Raw genomic sequence first — 22,321 nt, 5'->3', positions numbered from 1 at the left:
AAAAGTTTGATATGTGTTTTATAAACGAACTGAATTACATTTTCAATTAAAAAGCTTTTTATTAATATTCTTTCCCAAGATTATAATATATAAAGGAGATATGCACTAATTTTTTATAAAAATTAGTGCATATCTTTTTATTTATTAAATACATATATTCTCATGCTCGTAAATAAACGTAATCTTTTTTTAAAAATTAACAACTTGTAAATATTATAATTTAAAATTATGGTATACTTAGATAGTATAAAAATATAAAATAGATTAGCATAGGGGGCATAAAGTGTGTCAAAAGAAATCAATGAAAAAGAGATAGTAAATGATAAAAATTCACATAAAAAGTCAATAATAAAAGAATGGATAATAGATATTGCTGCTATTGCAATAATTGCATTATTAGTATGGCGTTTTGTGGGATATGGAGTTTGGATTACAAGTGGATCGATGATGCCAGAATTACAAGTTAAAGATAGGCTGATTGTGACAAGAGTACATAATCCTCAAACTTTGCAACATGGAGACATTGTATTATTTAAGCAAGAGGAGTTTGGAAACGAAATTTTAATTAAGAGATTAATAGGACTTCCAGGAGATAAAATACAAATTAAAAATGGTATTGTTTTTAGAAATGGAGAACAACTTAAAGAAGATTATGTTAAAAACAATGAAATAGTTAATGGAACTTATGAGGTGCCAGAAGGAAAGTACTTCATGTTGGGTGATAATAGAGCTAATTCAAATGATTCAAGACATTGGAAAAATCCATATGTTGATGCATCAAATATAGAAGGAAAGGCTAGAATAAAATATTATCCAATACAAGATTTTGAGATATTAAAGTAAAAATGTTAATAATTAAAGGGAGAACACTTAATGGAAAAGAATATAAAAGCACTAAAATTTTTTAAAGAATGGATAGTTCCTATAATTGCGGCTATTGGAATAGCGTTTTTTATAAATAAGTTTTTAGTTTATAATGTTTATATACCAAGTGAATCGATGGTTCCAACTTTAAATGTTGGGGATAAATTAATGGTTACTAGAATTTATGACACTAGCAAGATTAAAAGAGGAGATATTATTGTATTTTTCTCTAAAGAGTTAAATGAAACGCTAATAAAAAGAGCTATAGGATTGCCAGGAGACCATATTGAGATAACAAATGGAGTTGTTAACATAAATGGAGAGGATATTAAAGAAGATTACGTAAAAAATAATGAATATAATGATAAGAAGTTAGTATTTGATGTTCCTGAAAATAAATTCTTTTTCCTAGGAGATAATAGAATTCGTTCATACGATGCAAGAAAATGGATTAATCCATATATAGATGCATCAGATATAAATGCAAAAGCTAGAATAAAAATTTATCCGTTTACAGATTTTGGAGTTTTACATTAACTTATATTAAATAAATTATGCATATGAATTATTAATAATAAAGTGTATATTAAAATAAAATTAAGAATAAAGTATAAAAATGTTTTTAGTTTTCTTAATATATTCATTAAAATTTTTAATATAGAACTTCGACTAGTATTCTGTACTATATATTCTTAATGTTAAATTAAAAAAATGGTCTTAGATTCAGTTTTTATTTGAAAAGAGGAAGGAAATGAATTATAGATATATTATAGATAGAATAGAGGGAGATTACGTTATTGTTGAAAAAGAAAATGGAGATATGTTTAGGATTATTGCTGAAGCTATAAAAGGAGATTTTAAAGAAGGAGATATTCTCGTTCAAGAAAATCAATTCTTTAAGGTTGATGAAAAGCTTACTCAACATAGGAATGAGGAAATATATAAAAAAACTGAAGATATGTGGCAATAACTATTAATGAGAAAGAAGGGTGATTAGATGCAAGATAATAATAAGGGAAACCATAAAGGTAATAACAATAAGAATAAAAAATCACTTTCAGTAGTGATTACATATTTCTTAATAGCTTTTGCATTTTTAATTGCATTTAATTATGCAAAGGATGCAGCTACAACTAAAGAAATCACATATAATGAATTTATAACTTTACTTGATAATAAAGAAATTTCTAAAGTTGTTATAACAAGTGAAAACTTAATTATTACTCCAAGTGAAGATAATGAAGAGTATAAAGGAAAAACATTATATACAGTAAATATAGATGATGAAAGTTTAATACCTAAGTTGCAGGCCGCAAATATTGACTTTACAGGTAAAAATCCTAAGGAAAGTCCATTTATGAGTATTTTAATGACTTGGATATTTCCTATGGTACTTATATTCTTTATGTGGAAATTCCTATTTTCTAAAATGGGAGGCGGCGGAGGCGGTGTCATGGGCATCGGCAAGAACAATGCTAAAGTTTACATGGAAAGCGAAATAAAAGTTACTTTTGATGATGTTGCAGGACAGGAAGAAGCTAAAGAATCCTTAAAAGAAGTTATAGATTTCTTAAATGGTCCAGATAAATATACTCAAATCGGTGCTAAGTTACCTAAGGGAGTTTTACTTGTTGGACCTCCAGGAACAGGTAAAACACTTATTGCAAAGGCAGTAGCTGGAGAAGCTAAGGTGCCATTCTTCTCACTTTCAGGTTCAAGTTTTGTTGAAATGTTTGTAGGAGTTGGAGCATCAAGAGTTAGAGAATTATTTAAGGATGCAGTAGCTAAGGCACCTTGTATAGTATTTATAGATGAAATTGATGCTATTGGTAAAAGCAGAGATAATCAAATGCAAAGTAATGATGAAAGAGAACAAACTTTAAATCAATTACTTTCTGAAATGGATGGATTTGATTCATCTAAGGGAGTAGTTTTACTTGGTGCTACTAACAGACCAGAAATATTAGATAAAGCATTACTTAGACCAGGTAGATTTGATAGAAGAGTTATAGTAGATAGACCTGATTTTAAGGGAAGAGAAGCTATACTTGGAGTTCACGCTAAAAATGTAATTTTAGGTGATGATGTAGATTTATCTGAAATTGCTAAGAGTACTCCAGGAGCAGTAGGAGCTGATCTTGCTAATATAATTAATGAAGGTGCATTAAGAGCTGTAAGAAGAAGAAGAAGAAAAGTTCTTCAAGAAGATTTAAGAGAAGCTGTTGAAGTTATAATTGCAGGTAAAGAAAAGAAAGATAGAATTCTTTCACCAAAGGAAAGAGAAGTTGTTGCGTTTCATGAAGTTGGTCATGCACTTGTTGCAGCAATGCTTAAAGGCGCAGATCCTGTTCATAAAATCACTATAGTTCCTAGGACTATGGGTGCATTAGGATACACAATGCAGCTTCCAGAAGAGGAAAAATTCTTAACATCAAAAGAAGAATTAATGAATCAAATAACAGTTATGTTAGGTGGTAGATCTGCGGAAGAAGAAGTGTTTGATTTAGTTTCAACAGGAGCTTCTAATGATATAGAAAGAGCTACACAATCTGCTAGAAGTATGGTTTCAATTTATGGTATGAGTGATAGATTTGATATGATGGCTTTAGAGTCAGTACAAAACAGATATTTAGATGGTAGAGCGGTTAGAAATTGTAGTGAACAAACATCAACTGTTTTAGACGAAGAAACATTAAATATCATAAAAGCAGCTCATAAGAAGGCTAGACAAATTCTTAGAGACAACAGAGATTTATTAGATAAAATCTCAGAAGTACTTTTAGAAAAAGAAACAATTTTTGGAGAAGAGTTCTTCGATTTAGTATATGAAAAATATCCAGAAATGAAAGAACAAAAAGAAAAAGAGAAATCTGAACATGAAAGAAGAGTTAAGGAATTAGAAGAGAAAAGAGCTAAGAAGCATGCTTTAGATGCTGTTATAGATGATTCAACAGATAGTTCAGAAGATAAAACTTTAACTAAAAGTGAAGATGATATAACAGACGATAACAAAATAGATGAAAAAGCTGAAGATAATTCTAAAGCTACGATTGATGCTCAAGATTTTTCAAATGATGAATCTAACAAAGTAAGCGAGTAGTTAAACTTTCAGAATGAATCTTTTGATAGTTTTTAATTAAGAGATTATTAGAAGAATAATCGTATTATAACTAAATTAACGAAATTCAATTACATTGACAATGTATAAATTATGATGCACAATGATGGGTAAGATTAGTTTAAGATTTTATCTTTACATTGTGCATTATGCATTAAGGCACAAGCAAAAAAATAATAGAACAGTATGCTTGCCTATTTTGCGTCATACTGCGTCAGTAAAATCAACTAATAGGCTCACTATGAGCTGATTTTACTTTCTTGTCTGACACTAAATATGCGTCGCATCTTTGGTCTATTATTTTTTTCATGTGCCTAAGGCACATTTTTGATTTTTTATTTACATAATTGTTAACTGTTATCTGTTAACTTTATTAAGGAGTTGTAAAGTTTGAACAAAGAAATTGATTTTTTACAAGAAGAAAATAAATTAAATGAAGTTTTGGACATATTAAATAAAGAAATTTTAAAATATTTAGAAAGACGAAAAACAGTTACAAGTTATATTCTTGATGCTAGAAAGAAATATATTGAGGAATATAAAGATGATGAGGATCAAGTAATAGACTATTTTGATCATGAAAGTTTTGTAAAGGAAGAAGCTTATAAGACAATTGATAAGAGACTTATGGAATTTACTAAGCTTAAGGAATCGCCTTATTTTGGGAAAGTTACTTTTAAAGAAGATGATGAAATACCAGAGGATATTTATATTGGAAGATATGGTTTAACATTAGAAAATGCATTTGAACCATTAATTGTTGACTGGAGGGCTCCGATTGCTTCACTTTTTTATAAAGGTACACTTGGAGAATCAAGTTATAATCCACCAGCTGGTGAAGTAAAGGCGGATATAATAGGCAGAAAACAATTGATTATTAAAAAAGGACAATTACAAGGAGTGTTTGATTCAGCAGTAGATGTTAAGGATGAAATACTTCAAATGGTATTAACGAAGAATTCATCTGATAAATTAAAAGATATAGTTATGACTATTCAAAAAGAACAAGATGAAATCATAAGAGAAGATAGAAATAAAGTTATTGTTGTAAATGGAGTAGCAGGTTCAGGTAAGACGACTATTGCTTTACATAGAATTTCTTATTTACTTTATAATTTTAGAAAACAATTTGGAGATAAGGTATTAATTTTTGGACCTAATGATGTATTTATGGACTATATAGCTCAAGTATTGCCTTCCCTTGGAGAAGGTGGGATAAATCAAACTACTTTTGAGAATTTTGCTAAGAAGGAACTTAGTTTAGAATACGAAAATATAAAAAGTTTTGGCAGTTATATTGAAGATGCAATGAATGGAAATCAAGAAGCGTTAAAAGAATATAAATACAAGAGTTCAAAAGAATTCGTAAATTTATTAAATTTCAATATAGATAAATTCAACAATGAATATTTTAAAATTCAACCAGTTAAATTTAATGGTGAAGAAATTGTTCCAGCAGATGAAATAAAAGAGTTGTTTACTGGTTATTATAAGGATATGCCTTTGTTTAGGAGAAGTGAAAAGATAAGAAGAATACTTATTTCTAAAATTAAAGACAAAAGAGATATGGAAGTTTATAAAATAAATAGTGACATCAAAGAAAAGATAAAGAACTTACCAGAAGATCAAATTGACATAGAAAAGACAAACTTAGAATTTTTAAGAAGAATTAAAATAAGAGAAATAGTAAGAGAAGTTATCAATTCTAGAGCACAAGTGGATAGTTGGATCAAGGCAGAATCGGTTTTGAATTTATATAAAGAAATTACTACTACTGAAAATTTAGGATATATGGATTTAGCAGGAATACTTTATCTAATGGTTAAATTACAAGGAGTGAAAGTAAAAAATGAAATTAAGCATATTGTAATTGATGAAGCCCAAGATTATAGTTTTATACAGTTTGAAATTATAAAAGAGATGACAGGTTGTAAGAGTTATACAATAGTTGGAGATTCTAATCAAAGATTAATTCAAACAGATGATGAACCAGCAATGCTTCATTTGAATACAATATTTGAAGATTTAGATGTTGAAGTAAAAGAATATAGTTTAAATAAAAGTTACAGATCAACTCAAGAAATAATGGAATATGCTAATAAATTTTTACATGAAGATAGAATAGTTCCTTTAGTTAGAAGCGGTGAGCCTATTATTGAAGAAGAAGTTGAAACAAAGGATGAATTTATAGATACACTCCTTTCAATAATTGATGACTACGAAGAAGAAGGTCATGAAAACATTGCAGTAATATTTAAAGGAAAAGATGAATTAAAGCAATATGCTCATCTTATTAAAGAAAGAATAAACGTTCAAAGCTTAGATAATGAAGATCTTTTATATAAGGGTGGAAAAGTGCTTATACCAGCTTATCTTGCAAAAGGATTAGAATTTGATGGTGTAATAGTTGTTGAAAATGGAGAAGTTGAACCATTACTAAAATATATAATGTGTACGAGAGCACTTCATAGATTATCAGTAATCAGGCATAAATAATTTATGATTTAGAGTTATGTCTTACCGAAAGCAAGTGGATTCTTTTGCTCGATTGCTATAGAATATTGCTATGGATTTCTACCAATAAAAGTTGTTTCATTCCAGCATGTTCCCAAGGCAAGCTTGTGACAAGCAAGAATTAAACAACTTTTATTGAAGAAATACCTATAGCAATATTCTAAATGCAATGCTACGCAAAAGAATTCACTTACTTTCTAGTTCAGAATATATTTTAAAGTATAAGTCAGGTTAATAGTGAGACAGTTGAAAAACTAAAAAAATTACTTATTTCGATATATGCATATATTTTTTACGGGTCATTTATATCTAAAAAATCGTTACAAGGCTACTTAGAAGGCCTTCTGATGATTTATTTGTTTTTCTAAGAAATTTATGCAAAAATACAGGAACTTTTTTAGTGCATCATTAGGAGTTCGTTTATCTATGCATGCTTAGTTGATTAATCGCTAAAAATTTTGATTAAAATAATATTTATGGTATTATATTAGTTACATTTAATACTAATATACCTATAAATTTACTTATTTTATATATTTTTAATGATTAGGAGTAATATGATAATGATTGAGATTTGTATAGTTTTAGGAATTACTATAATTGGACTTATATACTTAGATATTGCAAAAAAAATAAATTTAATTCACAAAAATATTATAACCTTATTTTTGATTATTGTGCCACACCTTACTTTAATCACTTATTTTTTTATAATATATGCAACACACAATAAAATTTCCTTAGCATTTCAGAGAATAGCTATATTTGAAGTTATAGCATTTGCTGTTTATTTATATGTAAAGATTAATCTTTTTCCATATTCAAAAAAACTTACAGATAAATATAGACTTAAAGTACTATTGGGTGGTAGACGTATTACTTTATATGGATTATTCACATTAATAATACAAACAATCATTTGCATCTATATTTATAGTGATTTGATAAAAAGACTTTATATTCCAAACAATATATTAATTTTAGATATTGTTATTACTATGTTGTTTACTATTATATTAATTACAAATGGAATGCTAAGACTTTTATTAACTTCAAGGAGACTTAATATTATAAAAAGGTTGTTAGTTGCATGGATGGCATTTATTCCAATTGTAAATATTTTTGTTATACTTTATGCATGTAATCTTGCTAGGGATGAATATGAACATGAATGTTATAAAGTTAATATTGAAAAAACAAGAGTTGATTCGAAAATATGTAAAACTAAATATCCATTTGTTTTAATTCATGGAGTTGGATTTAGAGATTTTAAATATATTAACTATTGGGGAAGAATTCCTAAAGAACTTATTAGACAGGGCGCAACTATTTATTATGGCAATCAAGAGGCATTTGGTACTGTAGAATATAATGCACATGATATTAAGAATAAAATTCTTAGTATTATAAAAGAAACAGATTGTGAGAAAGTAAATATCATTGCACATTCTAAGGGTGGACTAGATGCACGTTACATGATAAGCAAGCTCGATATGGGAAAATATGTTGCATCTATTACAATGATATCATCACCACATAGAGGAGTGAAATTTGTAAATATCGCGTGTCATTTACCAGAGTTTATTTATCGAGGTATTGCAAAAGCTTTTGATAAATACTTTACGTTACTTGGTGATAGAAGTCCAGATTTTTATACTGCTACTAGACAATTTTCAACTCACCATAGCAAAAAATTCAACGAAGAGATTAAAGATGTAGAAGGTATTTATTATCAAAGCTATACATCTGTTATGAAAAATTTATTTAGCGATTATATTCTTACCATTCCTTATGTTTTTGTTAAACTAACTGAAGGTGATAATGATGGATTAGTTTCTGTTGATTCTGCAAAATGGGGAGAATTTAGAGGAATTCTTAAAAATAAATGTTCTCGTGGAATTTCACATGGAGACATTATAGATTTAAGAAGAGATGACTATAAACATTTTGATGTAATTGAAAAGTATGTAGAAATTGTATCTGAGCTTAAAAATAAAGGATACTAATTTAAAATAGTTATAAATTTATAGCTATTTTTTAAAACATATTTCTAATTTCGGTTATAGTGTGTGGTATAAGATTGTTTATCTATTTAAAAAAAGCAAATGAATTGATAAATTAGGTTTTGCAAATAAATTTTTCATAAGTATGCATAAATTGAAATGAATTTTATTAGCTAATTGGGAGAAAATAAGATTAAAGAAAGAATACATTTATATAAGAATATATATGTTTATTTAGTATTCAAGGGGGAAAAATTAAATATGTATATTAAATTTTCTCCCTATTTGTTAATATTTAAATAAAAAAATTAAAATTTTATGCATAAGTATTGCATAAATATAAATAGACGTATATAATTATCCTAATGAATAAACGTGATAAAGATGTTAGGGGGAATAATATATGAAAAGTTCAATAGTAAAAAAATTAATAGCAGTAGTGTCAGTAGCAACTATAGCTATAGGTATGGTCGGATGTGGAAATACAGCTAAAAATGAAACTGCTAAAAGTAGTACATCTTCATTAGATGCGATTAAAGCAAAAGGAAAACTTGTTGTTGGAACAAGTGCTGATTATCCACCATATGAATTCCATTCATCAGCAAGTGGTGAAGATAAAATTGTAGGATTTGATATTGATATCGCTGAGCAGCTTGCAAAAGATTTAGGAGTAAAACTTGAAGTAAAAGATATGGCTTTTGATGGTTTATTAGTAGCTCTTCAATCGAATAAAGTAGATATGGTATTTGCAGGAATGACTCCTACAGAAGAAAGAAAACAAAATGCAGATTTCTCAGATATATACTATACTGCAACACATAGGTTTATAGTTAGGTCAGGAGATGAGACTAAAATAACTTCAATGGATGATTTAAAAGGAAAGAAAATTGGAGTTCAAAAGGGTTCTATACAAGAAGGAATTGCAAAAGATAACTTTGATGCAGCAGATGTAAAATCATTAGATAAGATTCCTGATTTAATATTAGATTTAAAGAATAATAAAGTAGATGCTGTTTTAGCTGAATTACCAGTAGCAGAAATTAATGTTGAAAAGAATTCTGGTATTGCAATTGTAAAAGATTTAGTTGTAAAAGATCCAGATGGTGGTGTTGCTATAGCAATGAAGAAAGATTCACCTGAATTAAAAGATGCAATCAATAATACAATAAAGAATTTAGGCCAAGATAAGATTAATCAAATGGCAAAAGATGCAAATAGCTTGGTAGAATAATATCTGATATCAAAATTATAATGAGATACTCATGATTTTTTAAACTAAGAATTTAAATTTTAACATACATTAGAAATTTAAGGCAACATATTTTAAACAATTAAGATATGATGCCTTAAGTTATGTAAAGAAATTTAATAGTAATTAATTAACAATAGTTGATAATTAATTACTATTAATTTATAATAATCTAATGCAGATTTGATTTAATAATCAAAAGTTATAAAATAATTAACATATAAGGCATAATCAAAAACTAGGAGGGAAAATATTGAATTTCACATTTTTAGGAAAGTACTCTGAGTATTATTTAAGAGGGGCAGAGATAACTATTGTATTGGCATTCTTTGCAGTACTGTTTGGAACAATTTTGGGGCTTGGATTAACACTTTTAAGGCGTTCAAATTTTAAACCAGTTAGCTTTATAGCAACAGCTTATGTAGAATTTGTAAGAGGTACTCCGCTTCTAGTTCAAATCTATATAATTTATATTGGATTACCTAAATTATTGGGAATAGACATGCCTGATATGACTGTGGGTGCAATTGCTTTAGCATTAAATTCAGGAGCATATGTTTCTGAAATAATTAGAGCTGGAATTGATGCAGTTGATAAAGGACAAATGGAAGCATCAAGAAGCTTAGGTATGAACCAAGCGTTAACAATGATTCATATCATAATTCCACAAGCATTTAAGAATATTTTACCAGCATTGGGAAATGAATTTATAGCTATAATTAAAGATTCTTCAATGGTTTCTGTAATTGGGGTTGCAGAACTTATGTATAATGCAGGAGTTGTAAGAGGGAATACAGCATTAGGATTAGAACCAATAATTGTAGCGGCAGTAATTTACTTTATATTAACTTTTACAATGACAAGAATATTAAATTATGTAGAAAGGAGAATGAAAGCAAGTGATATACGTTAAGGATTTACATAAAAGTTTTGGAAAAAACAATGTTTTACAAGGTATAGATGATCATATTAGTAAAGGTGAAGTTGTAGTTGTAATTGGACCATCAGGTTCCGGAAAAAGTACATTTTTAAGATGCCTTAACTTGTTAGAAACTCCTACATCTGGTCAAATTACATTTGAAGGCAAAGATATAACTTCAAAAGAAACTAATATAGATAAAATGAGAGAAAATGTTGGAATGGTATTTCAACACTTTAACTTATTTCCACATAAAACTGTATGTGAAAATATATGTTTAGCACCTATTAAAGTGAAAAAAATCTCAAAAGGTGAAGCGAAAAATAGAGCAGAAGAATTGCTTAAAAAGGTAGGCTTATTAGATAAAATAGATGCTTATCCAGCATCATTATCAGGTGGACAAAAACAAAGAATTGCTATAGCTAGAGCATTAGCTATGCAGCCTGATGTTATGCTATTTGACGAACCTACATCAGCTTTAGATCCAGAAATGGTTGGAGAAGTTTTAAATGTTATGAAGGATCTTGCCAAAGAAGGTATGACAATGGTTATTGTTACACATGAAATGGGATTTGCAAAAGAAGTTGGGGATAGAATAATATTTATGGACGGCGGAAAAATCGTAGAACAAGGAACTCCAGATGAAGTATTCGAACATCCTAAACATCCAAGAACTATAGATTTCTTATCAAAAGTACTTTAGGCACAGTCAAAAAAATAATAGACTAGTATGCTTACCTATTTTGTATCATACTACGTTGGTGAATTCTACTAATAGGCTCACTATGAGTAGAATTCACTTTCTTGTCTGGCACAAAATATTTGGCGCATATTTGGTCTGTTATTTTTTCGTGTGCGTTACAATTATATATACTACCAAAATTAGAGGTCATGCATTTGTTCAGGTTTGAGGTAACCTACGCAAAAGCATGACCTCTATTTTTTATATATTTTAAAGTTTAAATCATAGCTAATAATGTATATTTATTATATAATTTTAAGTGTAGAAAATATTAACAATAATTCTATGTTTTCCAAGTAAGGCATATAAAAGAAAATAATAAGGCACATGAAAATAAATAACAAATTCAAAGCTGTCATGAACATTTTCATCAGGCAAGGAGGTAAAGTGCCAGCATAATGAGTCTATTATTTTCTTTATTTTTTGAATATGGGGGTATGAGAATGATTAAGAAAAGAATATGTATAGCAAGTATATTAATAGCGTTTATAATTACATTTATTCCATATACTAGCGCTATGGCAGATGAAAACAATTTATTTAATGAAAGTATAAATAATTTTATAACTCAAAGTAACGAGACTTCTCAAGTGCAAACTTCAGAATCAACTTCAGGTGTAAGATTACAAGATGATTTTTATCAATCTGTAAATGGAAAATGGTTAAAAACTGCACAAGCTAATGTTAATTCGTTATTAAAAGAAGATAGCTCCTTTTCTGAGCTTCAAGAAAAAAATGATGATAAAATTAAAGAAATAATCACTGATTTAGCAGCCAATAAAAGTCAGCATAATTCTGATAGCGATGAGACAAAAATAGTCAATTTGTATAACAATACTCTTAATTTAAAAGAAAGAAATAAACAAGGTATACAACCCATTAAACAATATTTAGATAAAATTGAAAGTGTAAATAGTGTATCACAGTTGTCAGATATATTATCTGATAAAGATATAGATATATTTAATACATTAATAAGATTTTCAGTAGAACCTACACGAGATGAAAAATCTTATAAATTAGATATTAAACCTACTTATCTTGGATTAGGAAATTCAGATCAATATATAAATCCAACTGAAGCTGGTAAAACAGATAGACAAGAATATATAAAGTATTTATATAACATCTTAACTTTAAATGGTTATAGTAAAGAAGATGCAACCAATAAGATAGAATGCTTAATTACTTTTGAAACATCTATAGCGCAATCAATATTAGGATATCAAGAAGTAAGTAAAGTTAATAATCTTGATATGAGTAAATATAATATTCCTGTTACAGTAAATGAGCTTAATAGCAAGGCGCCAAATTTAAATTTGCCTAGTATTATGAAAAAATTAGGTGTTGATAAGGCTAATAATATTGTTCTTCAACAGGACAAATGGTTAACTAAAATAAATGAATTGTGGACAGACTCTAATTTACCTATGCTTAAAAATTATCTTGAGATGATAGTTCTTGAATCTACAAGTACGTTTTTAACTGAAGATTTAAATAATGCTAGTAATGCATATACTAAATATCTATCAGGTGAAGATATAAAAGACATATCAATACAAGATAATGCTTATGAATTGATAAAAGATAAATTTGTTTTAAAAATGGGAAAACTTTATGTAGACAAGTGTTTTAGTAATGATAATAAAAAAGATGTTGAGGATTTAACAAATGAAATAATTGCTACCTATAAGAAACGAATTTCTAATAGTAATTGGATTAGTGATACAACTAAAAATAATGCTATTGATAAATTGAATAAATTGACAGTTAATATAGGTTATCCAGATTATTATGATAGTGATTTTAATGCATATTCTGAAGCAGATGTAAAATCATATGAAGATGGTGGGTCGCTATTAAGTAACATAATGAACTTAACAGTTTTATCAAGATCAAGAGAAATACAACAGTTAAATGAACCTGTAGATAAAAGGATGTTTTCTAGTAAATTATCACCTCAGTCTTTAACAGCAGAATATCATTTCAATAATAATGATCTTATTATTACAGCTGGAATGTTACAACCTGATTTTTATGATAAAAATGAAACTAAAGAACAAAAATTAGCTACTTTAGGATTTATTATTGCCCATGAAATTGGACATGCTTTTGATAACACCGGTATATTATATGATAGTGATGGTAATATGAAAGACACATGGACAGCAGATGATTTTAAAAAGTATATGGGAAGAACTGATGGAATAATTAAGTATTATAGTAGTTTAGAAGGTATGCCAGGAAAGAATGTGGATGGAAAAAATACATTAGGAGAAAATATTGCAGACCTTTCATCAATGCGATGTTTACTTGATATATTGCAAGATATGCCAAATGCAGATTATAAGCAATTCTTTGAAAGCTATGCAAAAGCATATAGAGCTGTTAGGACATCTGAATATGAAGAATATATGCTTAAATATGATACGCATTCGCCTTATAAGATTAGGGTAAATGCAGTATTATCTCAATATGATGAATTCGATAAAACTTATGGAATTAAAGAAGGAGATAAAATGTATGTTAAACCTGAAAATAGAGTAGGCATATGGAGATAAAAATTTAGTATTTAGATTTATGAGGTAACTTACCGAAAGTAAGGGTACTCTTGTTGCTCGATTGCTTTAAAACAAGGCTGTGGATTTCTAAAAGTAGAAGTTGTACCCATTCTTGCATGTTCCTAAGATAAACTATAGGACAAGCGAGAATGGAACAACTTCTACTTAAGAAATGCCTACAGCCTTATTTTAATGCAATGCTCCGAAAAAGAGTCCCCTTAATTTCTAGTTATAGTATATTTCAAAGTTTGTTTAATCACAATTTTCATAGAACTCTAATTTGTCAACTGAGTTCATAGTTGAATACATATGTTTACTAAACTAAAGGTAATATTTGATTTCGGTAAGTTACCACATGAGTTTAGTTTATTTTTTTATGCGAAATGCTTGTCTATTGTAATTATGCAGTTATAAAGAGGATGAGATTGCTTTATATGCTTACTTATAATATTGGTTATTACATTATTGTCGTGAGGAGCTTTTTTTGATGTTTTAACTACGACATCAAAAATCAAATTTTTAATCTCACCTTCGCCAACAACTCTAAAATCATGTATAGATTCAATATAATCATATTGTTTGATTAATTTTAATATTTCATCGTAGATTTCTTTAACTTCATCTTCAACAATGCAAAGAGGATCAATGTGGATTACTAAGTATAGCTTAAGAGCCTTAGAAATCTCTCTTTCAGCCTTATCAATTATCTCATGTATTTTAACAACGCTTATATCACTTGGAATTTCAGCGTGTATGGATGCCATACATTTACCAGGACCATAATTATGTATAATCAAGTCATGAGTCCCAAGGATATTATCGTAAGACATAACCATTGTTTCAATTGATTTTACAAGTTCAGGATCAGGTGCTTCGCCTAATAATGGACTTATAGTATCTTTTACTAATGAAAAGCCAGAATAGACTATAAATAAAGCAACTATCATTCCAATATATCCATCTATAGCAAGATTAGTAAACTTTGATGCTAATAGTGAAATAGCAACACTGCTAGAAGTAACTACATCACCTAGAGCATCTACAGAAGCAGCTTTTAATGCAGAAGAATTAATTCTATCACCGATAAGTTTATTAAATCTTGAAAGCCATATCTTAAGTAATATTGATATTAAAAGTAATATAAAGGGCATTAATTCAAAAAAGACAGAGGTAGGATTAAGTATTTTTTCAAAAGAAGACTTAATAAATTGCAAACCAACTAACATTACCATAAAAGCAACGATTAAGGCAGAGAGATATTCAATTCTTCCATGGCCAAAAGGATGCTCTTTATCTGCAGGCATATTTGAAAGTTTAAAGCCAAAAATAGTTATAAGAGATGAGGCAGCGTCAGAAAGGTTATTAAATGCGTCAGCAGTAATAGCTATGCTGGAAGTTAAAAAACCAACGAAAAGCTTTATAGCAAATAATATAAGGTTAACTATTATACCAATAATTCCACCAAGAATTCCATATGAATTTCTAACTTTATCATCTTTAACAGCAGAACTATTCTTTATAAATGTGTTAACTAAAAATTCAAAAAACATAAGTTGCGCTCCAATCTAAAAATATTATATCTTAAATTAATAATCATATATATTACAATTTTAATTTTTTAGTAAAATTAAGTCAATATTACTCAATTTAGTGTAAATTATTTTTGACACATATATTTAAATTTTATCATAAAATAAATGTTTAAATAAAACGAAAATATAACTAAAAATTTTTTAATATGTTATAATTTATATATACATTTCTTTAAAAATGTTAATAATAATTTTTGTAAATAGTGTAAGGAATATGAGTACAGTTAAGCTATTTGAGTTTAGAAAATATCAAGGGGGAAATTTTTATGAAGAATGTGATATTTACGGGTGCAGCAGTTGCAATTGTTACGCCTTTTACAGAAAATGGGGTTAATTTTGAAGAACTTAAAAAGTTAATAGATTTTAATATAGAGAACGGAACAGATGCCATTGTAATTACAGGTACAACAGGTGAATCTTCAACTATGAGTGATGAAGAACATAAAGAAACTATTAAATTTACAGTTGAATATGTAAATAAGAGAGTTCCTGTAATTGCGGGCACAGGTTCTAATGATACCTTATATGCTGTTGCATTATCTCAATATGCTGAAAGTGTTGGAGTTGATGCACTTTTATTGGTTACACCATACTATAATAAAGCTACTCAAAGTGGATTAGTTAAACATTTTAATTATATTGCTGATAGAGTTAATGTACCTATCATTTTATATAATGTGCCATCAAGAACTGGTGTTAATATAGCACCTGAAACCTGTGCAGGATTAGCAAAACATCCACGTATAGTTGCTATAAAAGAAGCAAGCGGAGATCTTTCGCAAGTTGCAAAAATAAGAGCTCTTTGTAAAGATGACCTTACTATTTACTCTGGAAACGATGATGAGATAGTACCTATATTATCTTTAGGTGGAAAAGGTGTCATTTCAGTACTTTCAAATGTAATGCCTAAGGAAACACATGATATTTGTAGTTTATATTTTGAAGGAAAAGTAAGAGAAAGTGAAAATCTTCAAACAAAATATTTAAGTCTTATTAATGCATTATTTGTAGAGGTAAATCCTATCCCAGTAAAGACTGCATTAGGACTTATGGGATATAATGTGGGACCACTTAGAATGCCATTATTCCCTATGGAAGGTAAGAATTTAGAAACATTACGTACAGAACTTAAATCTAATAATCTTATATAGTAGAACTTAGATTTATATAATGATTAACAGAAAGAAATAGCTCTCTGTTGCTTCAATTACTGCAGAAAAGGACTGTAGATTTCTAACAACAGAAGTTGCATCCATTCTAGCATGTGTCTCAATGACATGCTAGAATGTAACAGCTTCTATTGAAGAAATCTTACAGTCCTTTTTTAAATGTAACACTCAGCAAAAGAGTATCATTTCTTTTTGTATAGGCCATAGTTAAGAATTTAGAAGTGTTATTTAAGCTTTATTATCATTGCGGAACCCTATATAAATTAGTAGTCAGATAACATACTATGATATAAACTTTGTATAGAATCATTTGGTTGGATTCCAAGTTCAGTTTCAAATAAATCTTTCATGTAATTATAATGATTAATAAATTTTGCGTAATCATTATTAGTTAAATATAACTTTAATAATGCTTCATGAGCATATTCATCTAAAGGTGATTTTTCTAAAACAGTTAGAATTATTCTCTCTGCTGAAGTATAATCATTTATTCTTGAATAATACTGTACAAGAGAAATTGCTAATTTACAGAATTTTTTAGAACAATTTTCTCTTTTTGCAAAGGACCAAATATAGTCGTTCTCTTCCAAATACGCATTTTTATATAATGAAAATGCTTTTTCATATTTATGTATTGTATTTTTTGCTAGTTTAAGTTTAGAAGATACAATAGAATCAAATTCTATGATATCAACATATGCATCATTAACAATTAGACAATAGCAACCATTTCTAAATTTGAGATTAAAATTTAAGTTTATTGAAGTTAAGACTTTTTTCATTTTATATATAGTTGTATGCAATAAATTATTAATTTTTTCAATATCATATTCTGGCCAAAGTGCTTCGCATATTACCCACTTTGGAACATAGATTCCAGCATTTTTAAGGAGATATGCAAAAAGTTCTTCTGACTTAGATGTACGCCATTTTATAGCATCATTACTATTAGCACCATAAACTAAGAATTTTTTAAAGTAATAGATGCGACATTTAGATGTTGGGAAGTTCACTTGAATTTCATTCAACAAGTCCTTTAATATAAATTTTTGTTCTTTTAACTCGTTAATTAATCTTTTTTCCAATTTTTTCCTTCTTGTTATATCTCTTGATACCCCTAAAATATCAATAGTATTTGTCTTTTCATCAACTATAAACTTAGTTGATATTTCTATTGTTTTTATTGTTCCATCTTTACAATATTGATTATATTCATCAATATTAGATATAACATTTTCACTTCTATCTCCTGACATAAATTTGCAGAGTCTATCAATATGGAATTTTTTTATTTTTTTCAGTGATTCTGGAGTAAGAGAGTCTTCAATTTTTTCGTTCATTACTTCTTCAACCGTTAATCCTCTTAAATTAGTTATAGAAGGACTTATATATTTGAAACTCATAGTCTGTAAATTAAATAACCATATGCACTCAACTGCATTTTCAATAAGTAGTTTATAGTTTTTAAGTGATTGTAGATATTGATCTGTATCATTTAAATTATTCATAATATTCACCCAATTTATTTTTATATTGAAAGTTAAGATATACAAAAGAAAATGAGAAAATTGTAAATGGCAACATCCTTTATAAGTATATTCTACTATAATAATCGGATGTTAGACAATTATATATAATTATTTGCAATAATATTCTACAAAATGTACAGAAAATGTTCAGAATATGTTGATATAATTAATAAAAAACTGTTATATTTATGGAATGTTTGAATTATGAGGGAATGAAAATATATAAAAATTTATTTATAAAATGTTTCGAGTGAAATGGAAATATTGGTTGATTTTTGGAGGGGAAATTATGAAAAGTGATAATAAAGAACTAAATCATATACAATTAAAAGATATTGTTGATTTGAATTTTTTGCAAAAGTTCCAAGATGATTTTGCAGAAAGTATGGATATTGCAGCAATAACAGTAGATAAAAGTGGAAAACCGGTAACAAAGCCAAGTAGATATACAAAAATTTGTATGAACTATACTCAATCAGTGCAGCTTGGAAAAAATCGTTGTGCACAGTGTCATAGTGATGCTGGAGTAGAAGCGTTTAAGAATAAGAGACCATATATTTATACATGTCATTCAGGACTGATTGATTTTGCAGCACCTATAATAGTAGAGGGCGAACTTGTTGGTACAATACTTGGTGGACAAGTATCATATTCAGATCCAAATGAGGAAAAATTTAAACAAACTGCAAATGAATTGGGACTTGATGAAAATCAATATTACAATGCAGCTAAAGAAGTAAAAATAATAGAGGAAAGAAAAGTTAAATCAGCAGCAGAAGTGTTATTTTCAGTTGCAAACACACTTTCAAGAAGTGGTTATCATGAATTAAAGATTAAGGAAATGACATCAACACTCATGGATAACTTTGAACAAATATCATCTGCCACACAACAATTAGCAGCATCTTCAATGGAAGTTACTCAAAATCAGGGAGCATTGAATAATGAAATAGAGAATGTACAGGGAATGTCTAATGAGATAAATAATATTTTAGGATATATAAAAGATATAGCAAATCAAACAAAAATGTTAGGTCTTAATGCTGCAATTGAAGCTGCAAGAGTTGGGGATTTGGGTAAAGGCTTTAATGTAGTTGCTACTGAAATACGAAAGTTATCAGAAAGTTCAAAAGAAACAGCAATAAATATATCTACATTAACTGAAAAAATACAATTTTCTATAAATAAAACTTTTGAAATGTCAAATAATACACTAGAAATAACAGAGCAACAGTCAGCTGCTATAGAAGAAACTAATGCTAGTATTGAAGAATTGACAAGTTTCACAACAGAAATGGATAAGTTAGTTAACGAAAATTAGAAGCAATTTAAACAATGAACAATATCTTTAAATATTTACTTATAAAATAATATGTCCTATTAAGAATTGATTTGTTAATAGATATAATTATTATATTGTAACGTTAAATTATAACTAGAATATACTATATTAAAAGATATATGAGTTTGAAATTTAGTTATTTATTTAAATGGGGTATAATTATGGATGTTGGATGTGAAATATCAGAACAAAAATTGAAATTAATAAAGGATAAGTTAAATTATTTTAATGATAATATTCAAGACAAAAATGAATTATTAAATGAATTATTAAATATTATACTTGATTTACCAACAGAATTTACAGTTAGTAAAAGTGAATTAAAAACGCTAGGTGCTGAAAATAATACTATAGTTTCAGAATGTTCATTAGAGCCATGTTTGTATCATTATACCTATATATGGGAGTGCAATGGAGAAAGCTATTGGGTATATATAACCAAAGTAGATGCTTGTTCAGTATATGGCTGGAAGTGGTGCAAAGATAGATGGGTTTATTTTATATTGAGAATTAGAAGAATTGATTCTTTTATTTGTTTCTAAATAATCACTTTTGAAGATAAGACACATGAAAGAGAATAATTTATAAATGTTTCTTAGAAAGTTAAATTTTATAAAAGCATATTAAAATACTAATAGTATATTGGCTTACAGTAGATTAAACTGTAAGCCTTTTTATATTCCAAGGAAACAAAAAAGTTATGATTTCAGTTGATCACCACATAAATTTAGAATGGAAGTTGTTTATATATGCATTCAAAAAAATAAGAAGCCCATGTCTCTAATCATTATTTTTAATCTAGCTGTGCTATAATATGGATATAACTTTAGGCATATAAAAAAATAATAGACTAAGAATGTGAAGTATATTTTATATCATACAAGCAATTTATGTTAATTGCAGGAATATTAGCTTGAATTAATGAGGTAGTATGGTGTAATAATAGGCGAGCGATACTGGTCTATTATTTATTTTAATATGCCTTAAATATATTTTAATAAATATAGAAAGAGGTAAAGATTATATGAATAATTCAGAAGAACTTTTAAGTTTTATAAATAAGAGCAAGACAGCATTTCAAGGTGCTTATGAAATAAAATGCATTTTAGATAAACAAGGATATATTGAAATTAAGGAAAAGGATACTTGGAATTTAAAAAAAGGTGGAAAGTATTATGTAATAAAAAATGATTCTGCTGTAATAGCTTTCGAAATTGGATGTGGAGAAATTGAAAAAGATGGATTCAGATTAATAGGAGCACACACAGATTCACCAGGATTTAGAATAAAGCCAAATCCAGAAATGAATGTTGAAGGGCATTATATAAAATTAAATACAGAAGTTTATGGTGGACCAATACTTAGCACATGGTTTGATAGACCTTTAAGTATTGCTGGTAGAGTTACATTAAAGAGTGATAATCCTTTTAAACCAGAGGTTAGATTAGTTGATATTAATAAGCCAGTTATAATAATTCCTAATTTAGCTATACATATGAATAGAAGTATTAATGAAGGATATTCATATAATAGACAAAAGGATACATTGCCATTACTTACAATGAAAGATAGTAATTCTGATTTGACTATAAAAGAATCTGAGGAAAAAGTTAATGATTGTGAAGCGAAGAGTTTAAAAATGGCTATTAATAAGTTAGAAAAGGATGGTTATTTAGTTGAGTTAATAGCAGAGACATTAAATGTGAATGTTAAAGATATATTAGATTTTGATTTATTTCTATATGAATTTAATGAAGGTTCATTGGTAGGGCTTCAAGAAGAATTTATATCTGTAGGTAGATTAGATGATCTTTGGATGGTATTTGCAGGATTAAAAGCATTATTAAATAGTAATAAAATTGGAGCTACTAAGGTTTTAGTAGCATTAGACAATGAAGAAATAGGAAGTTTGACATCTCAAGGTGCAAATTCTTCGATTTTAGAAACAATTTTAGAAAGAATAAGTTTAGGGATTAATAAGAGCAGAGAGGAATTTAAAAGATCTATAAATAACTCTATAATGATTTCGGCAGATTTAGCTCATGCTCTTCACCCTAATTATCCTGAAAAATGTGATCCAACTAGCAGATCCATTCTTGGAGAGGGACCTGTGCTTAAGATTGCAGCAAGTGGTAGCTATTCAACAGATAGTTATGCAAGTGCAATATTTAAAGGAATATGTGAAAAAGCAAATGTTCCATGCCAAGTGTTTGTAAATCGCTCAGACTTAAGAGGAGGAACAACTATTGGGCCAATTTCGGCATCTAAATTAAATATACCAGTAATAGATATGGGGGCACCACTACTTAGTATGCACTCAATAAGAGAATTAGCTTCTGTAAAAGATAATGAATACACAATCAAAGCATTTACAGAATTCTTTAATTAATGTGGGATTTTAAAATTTAGCGATAAACAACCGAAACAAAAACATATCCCTAATTTCGGTTAGTTACATTTTGTTTAGGCACAATAAAAAAAATAACAAGTTCATCTGCCAAGCCTATTTTTCATCATGCTACGTTGTCATATTGCCCTAATAGACCCACTATGAGAACAATATGCTTCCTTGCCTGATGAAAAATAATCATGGCATTTTGGACTTGTTATTTTCTTTCATGTGCCTAATTTTAAAAAAATAAGAATTTTTTTTGTAATTTTGGTAAAAATAACTTCATTGAATAAGGTACATTCAAAAATAATAGACTAGTATGTTGGA

16 protein-coding genes are annotated in these 22,321 nt (G+C 28.0%); 14 read left to right on the top strand and 2 right to left on the bottom strand.

The annotated features are described in order from the left end of the window. Positions 1–285 precede the first annotated feature (285 nt). The 10 genes from lepB (CLSA_RS20550) (at position 286) to CLSA_RS20505 (ending at position 13,970) form a co-directional block, all read left to right on the top strand. Positions 286–843, top strand: a complete 558-nt coding sequence (gene lepB, locus CLSA_RS20550) for a signal peptidase I (protein WP_022750357.1) — start codon at positions 286–288, stop codon at positions 841–843. A 30-nt stretch (positions 844–873) separates the two neighbouring features. After that, positions 874–1,401 carry a signal peptidase I gene (gene lepB / locus CLSA_RS20545; protein WP_022750354.1) on the top strand — a complete coding sequence of 176 codons (528 nt, stop codon included), beginning with the start codon at positions 874–876 and terminating at the stop codon, positions 1,399–1,401. Between the two features lie 214 nt (positions 1,402–1,615). Further along, positions 1,616–1,834, top strand: a complete 219-nt coding sequence (locus CLSA_RS20540) for a DUF3006 domain-containing protein (RefSeq protein ID WP_022750350.1) — start codon at positions 1,616–1,618, stop codon at positions 1,832–1,834. Positions 1,835–1,861: 27 nt separating this feature from the next. Next, entirely contained in the window at positions 1,862–3,964 is a 2,103-nt protein-coding gene (ftsH, locus tag CLSA_RS20535) for an ATP-dependent zinc metalloprotease FtsH (RefSeq protein ID WP_022750347.1), read from the top strand. Positions 3,965–4,372: 408 nt separating this feature from the next. Beyond that, a complete protein-coding gene (locus CLSA_RS20530) occupies positions 4,373–6,478 on the top strand; it encodes a HelD family protein (protein WP_022750344.1) in 2,106 nt (701 codons plus the stop codon). Positions 6,479–7,053: 575 nt separating this feature from the next. Beyond that, on the top strand, positions 7,054–8,502 hold the full coding sequence (locus tag CLSA_RS20525; protein ID WP_022750340.1) for an esterase/lipase family protein: 1,449 nt from the start codon (positions 7,054–7,056) through the stop codon (positions 8,500–8,502). Positions 8,503–8,902: 400 nt separating this feature from the next. Then, complete coding sequence (locus CLSA_RS20520; RefSeq protein WP_022750339.1) at positions 8,903–9,730, top strand: ABC transporter substrate-binding protein; 828 nt, start codon at positions 8,903–8,905, stop codon at positions 9,728–9,730. A gap of 271 nt (positions 9,731–10,001) precedes the next feature. Further along, positions 10,002–10,661, top strand: a complete 660-nt coding sequence (locus CLSA_RS20515; protein WP_022750335.1) for an amino acid ABC transporter permease — start codon at positions 10,002–10,004, stop codon at positions 10,659–10,661. Next, positions 10,648–11,370: an amino acid ABC transporter ATP-binding protein gene (locus tag CLSA_RS20510; protein ID WP_022750331.1), complete on the top strand. Its 723-nt coding sequence runs from the start codon at positions 10,648–10,650 to the stop codon at positions 11,368–11,370. Before CLSA_RS20515 ends, CLSA_RS20510 begins: the two co-directional genes overlap by 14 nt. A gap of 482 nt (positions 11,371–11,852) precedes the next feature. After that, positions 11,853–13,970, top strand: coding sequence for a M13-type metalloendopeptidase (locus CLSA_RS20505; protein WP_022750329.1), 2,118 nt, complete (start codon positions 11,853–11,855; stop codon positions 13,968–13,970). Positions 13,971–14,344: 374 nt separating this feature from the next. Here the strand turns inward: CLSA_RS20505 and CLSA_RS20500 are convergent, their stop codons facing one another. Beyond that, complete coding sequence (locus CLSA_RS20500) at positions 14,345–15,520, bottom strand: cation diffusion facilitator family transporter (protein ID WP_022750326.1); 1,176 nt, start codon at positions 15,518–15,520, stop codon at positions 14,345–14,347. A gap of 308 nt (positions 15,521–15,828) precedes the next feature. On the opposite strand from CLSA_RS20500, the gene dapA reads away from it, so the two are divergent. Next, positions 15,829–16,713, top strand: coding sequence for a 4-hydroxy-tetrahydrodipicolinate synthase (gene dapA / locus CLSA_RS20495; RefSeq protein WP_022750323.1), 885 nt, complete (start codon positions 15,829–15,831; stop codon positions 16,711–16,713). Positions 16,714–16,994: 281 nt separating this feature from the next. Here dapA and CLSA_RS22305 read toward each other — a convergent pair whose 3' ends face one another. Beyond that, positions 16,995–18,239 carry a PAS domain S-box protein gene (locus tag CLSA_RS22305; RefSeq protein WP_022750320.1) on the bottom strand — a complete coding sequence of 415 codons (1,245 nt, stop codon included), beginning with the start codon at positions 18,237–18,239 and terminating at the stop codon, positions 16,995–16,997. Positions 18,240–18,549: 310 nt separating this feature from the next. On the opposite strand from CLSA_RS22305, the gene CLSA_RS20485 reads away from it, so the two are divergent. The 3 genes from CLSA_RS20485 (at position 18,550) to CLSA_RS20475 (ending at position 21,991) form a co-directional block, all read left to right on the top strand. After that, positions 18,550–19,581, top strand: coding sequence for a PocR ligand-binding domain-containing protein (locus CLSA_RS20485; RefSeq protein ID WP_022750316.1), 1,032 nt, complete (start codon positions 18,550–18,552; stop codon positions 19,579–19,581). A 182-nt stretch (positions 19,582–19,763) separates the two neighbouring features. Next, positions 19,764–20,144 carry a hypothetical protein gene (locus CLSA_RS20480; protein ID WP_022750314.1) on the top strand — a complete coding sequence of 127 codons (381 nt, stop codon included), beginning with the start codon at positions 19,764–19,766 and terminating at the stop codon, positions 20,142–20,144. A 482-nt stretch (positions 20,145–20,626) separates the two neighbouring features. Continuing rightward, positions 20,627–21,991 carry a M18 family aminopeptidase gene (locus tag CLSA_RS20475; protein WP_022750310.1) on the top strand — a complete coding sequence of 455 codons (1,365 nt, stop codon included), beginning with the start codon at positions 20,627–20,629 and terminating at the stop codon, positions 21,989–21,991. Positions 21,992–22,321 lie beyond the last annotated feature (330 nt).

The organism is Clostridium saccharobutylicum DSM 13864 (assembly GCF_000473995.1).
GTDB lineage: Bacteria > Bacillota > Clostridia > Clostridiales > Clostridiaceae > Clostridium > Clostridium saccharobutylicum.
This window is presented reverse-complemented; position numbering and strand designations above follow the sequence as displayed.